The organism is Streptomyces sp. PT12, assembly GCF_003311645.1.
Lineage (GTDB): Bacteria > Actinomycetota > Actinomycetes > Streptomycetales > Streptomycetaceae > Streptomyces.
In genome coordinates this window covers 109,381-121,604 of record NZ_QEST01000280.1, presented here as the reverse complement: position 1 = coordinate 121,604, position 12,224 = coordinate 109,381, and the positions used below count along the sequence as shown (strand labels likewise).

Genomic DNA, 12,224 nt, shown 5'->3' with positions numbered 1-12,224 from the left:
AGGTGCTCATTCCCCCACACCGGAAGAGTGCAGTGTCATGAGCATGGAAAAAACTAAGTGGGCCATCGCCCTCGCCGCGGGCGCGGCGAGCATGGCCGCCCTGATGGCCGTCTCGCTTCCCACCGCGGGAGCCGCCGACGCGACGGCCGACGCCACCGCCGCCGACGCGACCGCCGACCAGCCCGGCGCGATGGCCGAGGTCTGGCGCGCGGACTTCGACGGCGCGGCCGGGACCCTGCCGTCGAGCGAGGACTGGATCATCGACACCGGCACCGGCTATCCCGGTGGCCCGCCCAACTGGGGCACCGGCGAGATCCAGACATACACCGACGACCCGGCCAACGTCTCGCTCGACGGCGAGGGCCACCTCACGATCACGGCGCTGCGCGAGGGCGACACCTGGACCTCGTCGCGCATCGAGACCCGGCGCAGCGACTTCGCCGCCCCCGACGGCGGCAAGCTGCGCATCGAGGCGTCGCTCCAGCTGCCTGACCTCGAAGGCGAGGCCGGGCTCGGCTACTGGCCCGCGTTTTGGACCCTGGGCGGCGACTACCGCGGCAACTACTGGAACTGGCCCGGCGTGGGCGAGTTCGACATCATGGAGAACGTCAACGGCGTCGAGCAGGTCTGGGGCGTCCTCCACTGCGGCGTCAGCCCCGGCGGCCCGTGCGACGAGACGAACGGCCGCGGCGCCAGCACCCCGTGCGACACGTGCGACAGCCAGTTCCACGAGTACGCCCTGGAGCTCGACCGCACCGGCGAGACGGAGTATCTGCGCTGGTACCTGGACGGCCAGCTGTTCCACACGGTCAGCTCGGCCGACATGGACGCGGCGACCTGGGCGAACGCCACCGACCACGGCCACTTCATCCTGCTCAACCTCGCGATGGGCGGCGCCTTCCCCAACGGCGTCGCGGGCCAGACCACACCCACCCCGGCCACCGTGCCCGGCGGTTCGCTCACCGTCGACTACGTGTCCGTGTCCGTCGAGCAGGGAGCTGAGTGATCGCCATGGTCAACCGCAGGACGTTCAACCGCAGGACGCTGCTGCGCGGCGCCGCCGCCACCGCGGGTGCCGCCGCGGCCATCCCGATGCTCACGGGCCGGGCGGCCGTCGCCCGGAAGGCCAGCCCCACCGCCGCCCAGGGCCTGCCGCTGACCGTGGTCAACAGCACGGGTCAGTTCGACAACGCGTCGATCCACCTCTACATCGTCGGCAACGACGGCCAGCGCCAGGTCAGGGTCACCCCCGAGGGCGAGCTGCTGCCGGTCTCGATCGACGACAACGGCCCCGACGGCTACACCGACTACGCCATCCCCCTGTCCGCGAGCGGCGACACCACCCTCACGCTGCCGCACATGTCGGGCCGCATCTACGCCGCGCTCGGCGGCAAGCTCAGCTTCCGCGCCCTCCAGGACGGCAACGGCAACCCCGCGCTCGCCTACCCCGCGGGCTGGGTGTCGTCCGACCCCAACTACCCGGTGCTGCACGACTGCGCGGAGTTCACGTACAACGCGTCGGGCATGTTCTGTAACACCACCATGGTGGACATGTTCAGCGTGCCCATGTCGATCCACCTCACGGGCAACGGCGACCAGACCGCGGGCCTGCTGCGCGACGGCGCCAGGGACCGGATCTTCTCGGCGCTCGCGGGGAACGACACGTTCGCGCCGCTCGTGGTCGACGAGACGCGGATCATCGCCCCGGGCCACGGCCTGGACGCGGGCCTGTTCCCCGATGACTACTTCGCGCCCTATGTCGACCGGGTCTGGAGCCACCTGGCCTCGAACGACATGGTCGTGACCACCAACGCGGGCGCGTTCACGGGCCGGGTCAGCGGTGAACAGCTCTCGTTCACCGGCCCTGGCACGGTGTCGTTCGACCGGCCGCCCACGCGCGACGTGCTGTTCTGCGACGGCACGCTCGCGGCGCCCAACGACGGGATCCTCGGGCCCGTCGCCGCGGTGCTGGCCGCGGCGCTCAACCGCACCACGGCCCTCAGCCACCGCGACCAGCCCGCCACCGACCCGGCGGCGTTCTACCAGGAGGAGCCCGCGCACCACTACGCGCGGATCCTGCACGAGGAGAGCGTCGACGGACGGGCGTACGGGTTCGCGTTCGACGACGTGGCGGGCTTCGCCTCGTACATCGAGGACGGCGCGCCGTCGGCGATCACGCTGACGCTCACGCCGTTCTGACGCCTCGCCGCCCGCCCTGCCGGGCCAGGCGTGCGGCGGCTGACCGCGAGCCTCGCGTCAGCCGCCGTACGCCCCCGAGGCGGTCAGGCGCAGCGCCGTGTCGATCAGCGGCACATGGCTGAACGCCTGGGGGAAGTTGCCCACCTGGCGCATGCGGCGCGGGTCCCACTCCTCGGCGAGCAGCCCCAGGTCGTTGCGGAGCGCGAGCAGCTTCTCGAACAGCTTGCGCGCCTCGTCCACTCGCCCGATCATCGCCAGGTCGTCGGCCAGCCAGAACGAGCAGGCGAGGAACGCGCCTTCGTCGCCCTCCAGGCCGTCCACGCCCGCCTGGTCGCCCGCGGTCGGGTAGCGCAGGATGAAGCCGTCGAGCGTGGACAGCTCCCGCTGGATCGCCTCGATCGTGCCGATCACGCGCTTGTCGTCCGGCGGCAGGAAGCCCATCTGCGGGATCAGCAGGAGCGAGGCGTCGAGCTCGCGCGAGCCGTAGGACTGGGTGAAGGTGTTGCGCTCCTTGTCGTACCCGTACTCGCACACCGACCTGTGGATCTCGTCGCGCAGCTCGCGCCAGCGCTCCAGCGGCCCGTCGACCTCGCCGCCCTCGATCAGCTTGACCGTGCGGTCGACGGCGACCCAGGCCATCACCTTGGAGTGCACGAAGTGCCGCCGAGGGCCCCGCACCTCCCAGATGCCCTCGTCGGGCTCGTCCCAGTGCTCCTCGAGGTAGCGGATCAGCTTGAGCTGGAGGAGGTTGGCGTGGTCGTTGCGCGCCAGGCCCGTCATGTGCGCCAGGTGCAGCGCCTCGGTCACCTCGCCGTAGACGTCGAGCTGGAGCTGGCCCGCGGCGCCGTTGCCGACCCGGACCGGCTGGGAGTTCTCGTAGCCGGGCAGCCAGCTCAGCTCCGCCTCGGCCAGCTCGCGCTCGCCCGCGATGCCGTACATGATCTGGAGGTTCTGCGGGTCGCCCGCCACCGCGCGCAGCAGCCACTCGCGCCACGCCTTCGCCTCGTCGCGGTAGCCGGTGCGCAGCAGCGAGGAGAGCGTGATGGCCGCGTCGCGCAGCCATGTGAACCGGTAGTCCCAGTTCCGCGAGCCGCCGATCTCCTCGGGCAGCGACGTGGTCGGCGCCGCGACGATCCCGCCGGTCGGCGCGTAGGTCAGCGCCTTGAGCGTGATCAGCGAACGGACCACCGCCTCCCGGTAGGGGCCGTGGTAGGTGCACTGGGCGACCCAGTCGCGCCAGAAGTCCTCGGTCGCGCGCAGCTCGCGCTCGGGCACGGGGACGGGCGGCGGCTCCTTGTGCGAGGGCTGCCAGCTGATGGTGAACGCGACCCGGTCGCCGGGCGCGACGGTGAAGTCGGCGTAGGTGGTCAGATCCTTGCCATAGGTGTCAACGGAGGTGTCGAGCCAGACCGAGTCCGGTCCCGCGACGGCCACCGTGCGGTCGTCGACCTTGCGCACCCACGGCACGACCCAGCCGTAGGAGAAGCGCATCCGCAGCGCCGAACGCATCGGCACCCGGCCGCTGACGCCCTCCACGATCCGCACCAGCTGCGGGGCGTCCGAGCCGCGCGGCGGCATGAAGTCGATCACGCGGACCGTGCCGCGCGAGGTGTCCCACTCGGACTCAAGGACCAGCGAGTCCCCCTGGTACCGCCTGCGGCTCGCGGGCGGCGGGGGCGCGTCCTTGCCATGGGCCGGGCCGAGCCGCCAGAAGCCGTGCTCCTCGGTGCCGAGCAGCGAGGCGAACACGGCGTGCGAATCGAAGCGGGGCAGGCAGAGCCAGTCGACCGAGCCGTCCCGCCCGACGAGCGCGGCGGTCTGCATGTCCCCGACGAGTGCGTAATCCTCGATGCGCCCGGCCACTTGCCACTCCCGTAAACGTGCTTCGCCCCCGTGGGACGTGCTCCTTTGCGTCGCCCATTCGAGCGTCTGAGCAGCTTACGACGCGGCGCGGCCGCACGCGGCCCGTCCTATGCGGTCTCGGGGAAACAGGGGGTGACCTTGTTCACTTTCGATCTGAAATGTCAAGGCGATCGAGGGGAAACACTTAGGCGACACCTTAGGTTCGCTCCACTGATACCCTGGTAGCCCGTGGACCGGAGGGCAGCGTTCCCCCCGCACCCCAGCGACGTCGATCCCGCCTTCCGACGCGGGTGCGTCGCGCATCCGACCTCACGACCACGGGAGCCCCGAGTTGGCCATGCCGCCCAGTAGTACGACGACCAAGCACATCTTCGTCACAGGCGGGGTCGCCTCCTCGCTCGGCAAGGGGCTCACCGCGTCGAGTCTCGGCGCCCTGCTCAAGGCGCGCGGCCTGCGCGTGACCATGCAGAAGCTCGACCCCTACCTGAACGTCGACCCCGGCACGATGAACCCCTTCCAGCACGGAGAGGTGTTCGTCACCAACGACGGCGCCGAGACCGACCTGGACATCGGGCACTACGAACGCTTCCTCGACGTCGACCTCGACGGCAGCGCCAACGTCACCACGGGGCAGATCTACTCCACGGTGATCGCCAAGGAGCGGCGCGGCGAGTACCTCGGCGACACCGTCCAGGTCATCCCGCACATCACCAACGAGATCAAGCACCGCATCCGCCGTATGGCCACCGACGACGTCGACGTCGTGATCACCGAGGTCGGCGGCACCGTCGGGGACATCGAGTCGCTGCCGTTCCTCGAGGCCGTGCGCCAGGTGCGCCACGAGGTCGGCAGGGACAACGTGTTCGTGATCCACATCTCCCTGCTGCCCTATATCGGCCCCTCGGGCGAGCTGAAGACCAAGCCCACCCAGCACTCGGTCGCCGCGCTGCGCAGCATCGGCATCCAGCCCGACGCGATCGTGCTGCGCGCCGACCGCGAGGTGCCCACCGCGATCAAGCGGAAGATCTCGCTCATGTGCGACGTCGAGGAGGCCGCGGTCGTGGCCGCCATCGACGCGCCCTCCATCTACGACATCCCCAAGGTCCTGCATGGCGAGGGTCTTGACGCGTATGTCGTGCGCCGCCTCGACCTGCCGTTCAGGGACGTCAACTGGACGCAGTGGAACGACCTGCTGCGCCGCGTCCACCACCCCGAGCACGAGGTGACGGTGGCGCTGGTCGGCAAGTACATTGACCTGCCCGACGCGTATCTCTCGGTCACCGAGGCGTTGCGCGCTGGCGGCTTCGCCAACAACGCCCGCGTGCGCATCAAGTGGGTCACCTCCGACGACTGCCGCCCCCCTGGCGGCGCCGCCGAGCAGCTCGCCGACTGCGACGCGGTGTGCATCCCCGGCGGCTTCGGCGACCGCGGCGTCCCCGGCAAGATCGCGGCCATCACCTACGCGAGGGAGCGGCGCATCCCGCTGCTTGGCCTGTGCCTCGGCCTCCAGTGCATCGTGATCGAGGCGGCCAGGAGCCTCGCGGGCATCGAGGGCGCCGACTCCACCGAGTTCGACCAGGGCGCCGCCCACCCGGTGATCTCCACGATGGAGGAGCAGCTCGACATCGTAGCGGGCGACGGCGACATGGGCGGCACGATGCGGCTCGGGCTCTACCCCGCCAAGCTCGCCGAGGGCTCCATCGTGCGGGAGGTCTACGGCGGCGAGCCCTATGTCGAGGAGCGGCACCGGCACCGTTACGAGGTGAACAACGCCTACCGCGGCGAGCTGGAGAAGAAGGCGGGGCTCGTCTTCTCCGGCACCTCACCCGACAACAAGCTGGTGGAGTACGTCGAGTACCCCCGCGAGATCCACCCCTATCTGGTCGCCACCCAGGCCCACCCCGAGCTGCGCTCGCGCCCCACCCGCCCGCACCCGCTGTTCGCCGGGCTCGTCGCCGCCGCCGTGCGCCGCCGCGACGGCGCCGCGGACTGACCGCGGTGCAGACTGGGGCCATGACCGAGCAGCAGCCGCGCGACTTCCTCGCCGACACCCCGGAGCAGTGGTCCGTCACCGCCACGGCCACCCCGTTCACCGGAAACAAGACCAGCGTCAGGGCCGACGACGTCGTGATGCCCGACGGCAGCACCGCACGCCGCGACTACCAGGTGCACCCCGGGTCGGTGGCCGTGGTCGCCCTCGACGAGCGGGACCGCGCCGTCGTCATCGAGCAGTACCGCCACCCGGTCCGCCACAGGCTGTGGGAGATCCCGGCCGGGCTGCTCGACATCCCCGGCGAGAATCCCCTGCACGCCGCCCAGCGCGAGCTGTACGAGGAGGCGCACATCAAGGCCGAGGACTGGCGGGTGCTGACCGACATCTACACCACCCCGGGCGGCAGCGACGAGGCCGTGCGGATCTTCCTGGCCCGCGAGCTGTCCGAGGCCGACGGCGAACGGTACGCCGCCGACGGCGAGGAGCTCGACATGCGGCTCGCCCGCGTCCCGGTCGACGACCTGGTCCGCGCGGTGCTCGCGGGCCGCCTGCACAACACGTGCCTCACCGTCGGCGTGCTCGCCCTCCAGGCGGCCCGCGCGGGCGAAGGGATCGACGCGCTGCGCCCGGCCTCCGCGCCCTGGCCCGCCCGCCCGTTCCCGGCCTGACGTGTCTGACCGGCCCCCGCGGAGGCCGTGGCATACGCTCGGCCCGTGACGGATGTGACCGAACAGACAGTCACCGGCGGCCCCGGGTCACCCCGCTTCCTCGGCCGCCTCCGCGAGCGGGCCGAGCTGCGCTCCGACGTCGAAAGGGCCGGGCTCGACACCCTGGCGGGCCGCCCCGCCGCCCGCGGGCGGGTCCTGCTGATCGCGGGCAGACCCGGCACCGGAAGGACCGCGCTCGCCGAGGAGTTCACCACCGAGCTGCTCGATGTCGGCGACTACCCCGACGGCGTCCTGCGCGCCCGGCTGACCGACCCGGGCGGCGTGCCGGTGCCCGTGGAACGCGCCGCGCGCGACCTGCTGGACGAGTTGGGCGTCGCCGCCCCGGCCGGGGCCGACCAGGACGAGCTGACGGAGATCCTGCGCGACACCCTCGACGAGCGGCGCGCGGTGCTGCTCCTCGACGACGTGGCGAGCGCCGAACAGCTCGCCGAGCTGATCCCCGACAGCCGCCACTGCCTCGTACTCGCCGTCGCCAGGGGCCCGTTGACCGGAGTGCCCGACGTGCGGCCCTGCGCGCTCGGCGGCCTCGACCGGCTCTCCGCGGTCCGCCTCATCGAGACCGGCGCGGGCGATGTCCGCGTCACCGTCGACCCCGGCGCCGCCGACACCCTGGCCGAGTCCTGCGGCTATCTGCCCGCCGCCCTCGTGCTGGCCGCCGGCTGGCTTGCCGCCCACCCCGAGGCCACCGTCGTCGAGGCGGTCCACCGCATGGCCGCGGCCGACGAGGACCCCGACGGGGACGAGGCGGAGGACGAGGCGGCCCTGGCCGGGGCCGCCGAGCCCGCCGATGGCACCGCGCCGGGCACCGAGGACGCCGAACGCGCCGCCCCCGCGCCGCCCGACACCGCCGACGAGCCGTTGCGGCGCGCGTTCCGCATGGCCCACCGGGACCTCCCCGCCCCCGTCGCGCGCCTGTACCGGCTGCTCGCCCTCGCGCCAGGCGGCGTCGTCGACGCCCACACCGCCGCCGCGCTCGCGGGCTGCCCCGTCACCACCGCGCGCTCCGCGCTCGCCGCGCTCGCCGCCGCGGGGCTGCTGCGCCCCGTCCCAGGGCCAGGGGGCGCCGACGCGCGCCACGCCGTCCCCGGCTGCCTCGCCCCGCTGCTGCGGGCGCTGTTGCGGCGCAGGGAGCGCCCCTCCGAGATCCTGCTCGCGCGCGCCCGCATGCTGGAGCGGACCGTTCGCCTGCTGCGCGCCTGCCACGCCGTCACCGAGCCGCACGGCACCCCGGCCCGCGAGTGGCTGGCCGGGCTGCCGGGGTCGCTCCGCTTCGAGAGCCGCACCGCCGCGGGCACCTGGCTCGCGGCACGGCGCGCCCCGCTGCTCGCCGCCGCCCGCCTCGCCGTGTCCGACGGCCAGCTCGACACCCTCGCCCGCAGGCTCGTCGCCGCGCTCAGCCGCGCCCTGATCGCCCACCGGGGCGCCGAGGCCGCGGCCCCCGAGCTGTACCGGCTGCACGAGCTGGTCCTCGGCGTCGCCGAGCGCCAGGGCCTCGCCAGGGAACGCGCCGCCGCCCATCTCAACCTCGGCGACATCGACGCGCGCACGGGCCGCCTGCCCGAGGCCCTTGAGCGTTACCGCGCCGCCCTCGAGGCGGCGAGGAGCGAGCGCGATCAGGCCGACCCCCTGGCCGTCGGGCGGGCGCTCGAGTCCATCGCGGGGACCTATGCCGAGCTGGGCGACTGGCGCCGCGCCGCCGACTGGTACGGCAGGGCCGTCGGGCTTGCCCAGTCCCGCGCCGACGTGCCGTCCCAGGCCCGCCTGCACGGCCGCATCGGCGCCGCCCTCACCTACACGGGCCAGTGGGACGAGGCGCTGCGCGCCTGGCGGGCCGCCGCGGCCGCCCACCGCAGGGTGGGTGACCGCCGCGCCCACGCCCGTTCCATCGCCGAGGCCGCGCGCGTCCAGGAGTACGCGGGGCGGCCCGCCGATTCGCTGCGCACGGGGGAGGAGGCGCTGCGGCTGGCCGAGCGGATCGGGGACCGCCGCCTCCAGGCCGCGCTGCGCGTGCGGCTCGCGGACTGCGCCGACCGCCTGGGCCTCGCCTCGCTCTCCGACAGCCACCGCGAGGCCGCCGATCGCCTGCTCGCCCACCTCAGGCCCCCCGCGGCACCACCGGCCGAATCCTCTGGAACTACAGAGGGACATGCTTACGAAACACAGCTGGAACCCCGTCAAGAATGACCGAAAGCAAGGATGGACAACGGTCCACCCTTCATTAAAATGGTGAAGGTAACCCTACGTAACGCAAGGACCGTGATCGAACGTGAAGGTCGGCATCCCCCGCGAGGTCAAGAACAACGAGTTCCGCGTGGCCATCACCCCGGCCGGAGTGCATGAGCTCGTCACCGGCGGACACCAGGTCCACATCGAGCGCGGCGCCGGACTCGGCTCCGCCATCCCCGACGAGGAGTACACCAGGGCGGGCGCCAGGATCCTGGACGACGCCGACGCGGTGTGGGCCGAGGCCGACCTGCTGCTGAAGGTCAAGGAGCCGGTGGCCGAGGAGTTCCACCGGCTGCGCAAGGGGCTGGTCCTCTTCACCTATCTCCACCTGGCCGCCTCGGCCGAGTGCACCGACGCGCTGCTGCACTCGGGCACCACGGCCGTCGCGTACGAGACCGTCGAGACGCCGGGGCGCGTGCTGCCGCTGCTCGCGCCCATGTCCGAGGTCGCGGGCCGCATCGCGCCCCAGGTCGGCGCGTACCACCTGATGCGCTCCGCGGGCGGGCGCGGCGTGCTGCCGGGCGGCGTGCCCGGCACCCCGGCCGCCAGGGCCGTCGTCATCGGGGCCGGGGTCTCGGGGTGGAACGCCACCCAGATCGCGGTCGGCATGGGCTTCCATGTCACCGTCCTCGACAAGGACATCAACAAGCTCCGCGAGGCCGACAAGGTCTTCGGCACCCGCGTGACCACCGTTGCCTCCAACGCCTTCGCGCTCGAACGCGCCGTGCTGGACGCGGACCTGGTCGTCGGCGCCGTCCTGGTCCCAGGGGCCAGGGCGCCCCAGCTCATCAGCGACGAGCTGGTGTCCCGCATGAAGCCCGGCAGTGTCCTTGTCGACATCGCGATCGACCAGGGTGGCTGCTTCGAGGGATCGCTGCCGACGACGCACGCGGCCCCCACGTTCCGGGTCCACGACTCGGTCTTCTACTGCGTCGCCAACATGCCGGGCGTCGTGCCGAGTACGTCCACGCACGCGCTCACCAACGCCACGCTGCCGTACATCGTGGAGCTGGCCGAGCACGGGTGGCGTGCGGCGTTCCGCCGCGACCCCGCCCTGGCCCTGGGGCTCAACATCCATGAGGGGCAGGTCGTCTACGGCCCGGTCGCCGAGGCCCACGGGCTCCCGCGCACCGAGCTGCGCGCCGTGCTCGCCTGATCGCGCCACCCCGCGCGGGGTCAACTCCCCGCGTCAACATCGGGAATGTCACACCACGCCACGCGCGTGACACGCCCGCGCCCACGGAAATCGCGCCCCGCCGCGCCGCCCCGCGGCGGTCAACTCGTCGCGAACATAGCGCTTTAGCCGATTCGTACGCGGCGGAATCGCCCCGCTGGTGCGGCTTATGGCCTTGACAAGTGAATGTTCGACGGCCGACACATCCGTGCCGGTCCGGCGGATTGTGTTGCTGCGGACCGCCGACACGCCATAGAGTCGCCAAACGTCGGCATGGTGCCACGCTGACCCTGTCTAGAAGTTACCTGGTCCCCAAGGAGGTAAGACGACTTGTGAATGAGTCGACAATTACTCCCGGGGGAGGACGACCAGGGATCCCGGAGCGGCGCGAGGACGCCGCGGATCTGACGGGCGTGGGCTCCGTCGCTGTCCAGACCTTCGCAACCCACCAGAGCCAACCGAGCATGACAGCGCATCAGAGCACGGACAGCCATGACGCCAACGCCATGGCAGGTAAGCGAACGGACGGCGACGCCGACCGTTTCCCCGACTACGACGACATCCCGGACGGGCAGTTCTACGACCCGGACGCGGAGTACGAGCCCGACCCGGAGTACGCGGCCACCATCGCGCCCGACGCGGCGCGCCAGCGTCGCGAGCGCATCGGCCCCACGGGCCGCCCGCTGCCGTACTTCCCCATCCCGGGACCGCTCACCGAGCGCGGTCCCGCCAAGATCATCGCGATGTGCAACCAGAAGGGCGGCGTCGGCAAGACGACCTCCGCCATCAACCTGGGCGCCGCGCTCGCGGAGTACGGACGCCGCGTGCTGCTGGTCGACTTCGACCCGCAGGGCGCGCTGTCGGTCGGCCTCGGCGTCAACCCCATGGAGCTCGACCTCACCATCTACAACCTGCTCATGGAGCGGGGGATGGCGCCCGACGAGGTGCTGCTGAAGACCGCGGTCGCCGGCATGGACCTGCTCCCGAGCAACATTGACCTGTCGGCCGCCGAGGTGCAGCTCGTCAGCGAGGTGGCCCGCGAGTCCACCCTCCAGCGCGCGCTGCAACCGCTCACCGCCGACTACGACTTCGTCATCATCGACTGCCAGCCCTCGCTCGGCCTGCTCACGGTCAACGCGCTCACGGCCGCCCACAAGGTGATCGTGCCGCTGGAGTGCGAGTTCTTCGCGCTGCGCGGCGTCGCGCTGCTGACCGAGACGATCGAGAAGGTCCAGGAGCGGCTCAACCCCGACCTGCGCCTCGACGGCATCCTGGCGACGATGTACGACTCCCGCACCGTGCACAGCCGTGAGGTCCTGGCCCGCGTGGTCGAGGCGTTCGACGACAACGTGTACCACACGGTGATCGGCCGCACGGTCAGGTTCCCCGAGACCACGGTCGCGGGCGAGCCGATCACCACCTACGCCTCCAACTCGGTGGGGGCAGCGGCCTATCGCCAGCTCGCCAGGGAGGTGCTCGCCCGGTGCCACGCCGAGTGAGCCTTCCGGCGGCCGACGAGCTGTTCCGTAGTACCGGGGGGGCCGCGGTCCAGCCCTCGACCCCTCAGGAGAGCGCGAGCGGCGCCGCGGACGGCTCGGCGGGCTCCCCCGGCGCGACGCCCAAGGTGCCGTCGCCCGCGGGCGAGCCCTCGCCCTCGGGCGACGAGTCCGAAGACCGGGTGTTCGCACCACGGGCGGGCACCACGCCCCCCCAGCAGAAGCGCGAGACGGCCGGTCGGGCGACACAGCCCGCCGGCCGCTCCGGCGCCGGGAGCGGGGCCGCCGGCGCCAAGGCGCAGCGCCGCTCGGGGCGTCAGGGCCGCCGCCCCAGCGGGCGCGAGCGCCACGACGAGAAGATCACGGTCTATGTCTCCGCCGAGGAGCTGATGGACCTCGAGCACGCCAGGCTCGTCCTGCGCGGCGAGCACGGCCTCGCCGTGGACCGCGGCCGGATCGTCAGGGAGGCCGTCGCCGTCGTCCTGGCCGACCTCGAGTCCCGCGGCGAGGCGAGCATCCTCGTCCGCCGCCTGCGCGGCCGCTGA

At 72.4% G+C, this 12,224-nt stretch carries 9 protein-coding genes; 8 read left to right on the top strand and 1 reads right to left on the bottom strand.

Annotated elements, in window-relative coordinates:
* Positions 1-37: 37 nt before the first annotated feature.
* Both DEH69_RS29845 and DEH69_RS29840 read left to right on the top strand, forming a co-directional pair.
* Positions 38-1,006, top strand: a complete 969-nt coding sequence (locus tag DEH69_RS29845) for a glycoside hydrolase family 16 protein (protein ID WP_113690113.1) — start codon at positions 38-40, stop codon at positions 1,004-1,006.
* 5 nt (positions 1,007-1,011) lie between these two features.
* On the top strand, positions 1,012-2,199 hold the full coding sequence (locus DEH69_RS29840; protein WP_113690135.1) for a beta-1,3-glucanase family protein: 1,188 nt from the start codon (positions 1,012-1,014) through the stop codon (positions 2,197-2,199).
* 57 nt (positions 2,200-2,256) lie between these two features.
* Here DEH69_RS29840 and DEH69_RS29835 read toward each other — a convergent pair whose 3' ends face one another.
* Positions 2,257-4,062 (bottom strand): glycoside hydrolase family 15 protein, encoded by a 1,806-nt coding sequence (locus tag DEH69_RS29835; RefSeq protein ID WP_113690112.1) that lies wholly within the window; start codon positions 4,060-4,062, stop codon positions 2,257-2,259.
* A 337-nt stretch (positions 4,063-4,399) separates the two neighbouring features.
* Between DEH69_RS29835 and DEH69_RS29830 the strand changes: the two genes are divergently transcribed.
* From DEH69_RS29830 to DEH69_RS29805, 6 genes are all read left to right on the top strand, one after another.
* Positions 4,400-6,055, top strand: coding sequence for a CTP synthase (locus tag DEH69_RS29830; protein WP_113690111.1), 1,656 nt, complete (start codon positions 4,400-4,402; stop codon positions 6,053-6,055).
* Between the two features lie 20 nt (positions 6,056-6,075).
* Positions 6,076-6,723 (top strand): NUDIX hydrolase, encoded by a 648-nt coding sequence (locus tag DEH69_RS29825; RefSeq protein WP_113690110.1) that lies wholly within the window; start codon positions 6,076-6,078, stop codon positions 6,721-6,723.
* A gap of 45 nt (positions 6,724-6,768) precedes the next feature.
* Positions 6,769-8,967, top strand: a complete 2,199-nt coding sequence (locus DEH69_RS29820; protein WP_258535056.1) for a tetratricopeptide repeat protein — start codon at positions 6,769-6,771, stop codon at positions 8,965-8,967.
* An 82-nt stretch (positions 8,968-9,049) separates the two neighbouring features.
* Positions 9,050-10,165, top strand: a complete 1,116-nt coding sequence (gene ald / locus DEH69_RS29815) for an alanine dehydrogenase (protein ID WP_113690108.1) — start codon at positions 9,050-9,052, stop codon at positions 10,163-10,165.
* Positions 10,166-10,557: 392 nt separating this feature from the next.
* A complete protein-coding gene (locus DEH69_RS29810) occupies positions 10,558-11,682 on the top strand; it encodes a ParA family protein (RefSeq protein WP_258535060.1) in 1,125 nt (374 codons plus the stop codon).
* Positions 11,667-12,224 (top strand): hypothetical protein, encoded by a 558-nt coding sequence (locus tag DEH69_RS29805; protein WP_113690106.1) that lies wholly within the window; start codon positions 11,667-11,669, stop codon positions 12,222-12,224. Before DEH69_RS29810 ends, DEH69_RS29805 begins: the two co-directional genes overlap by 16 nt.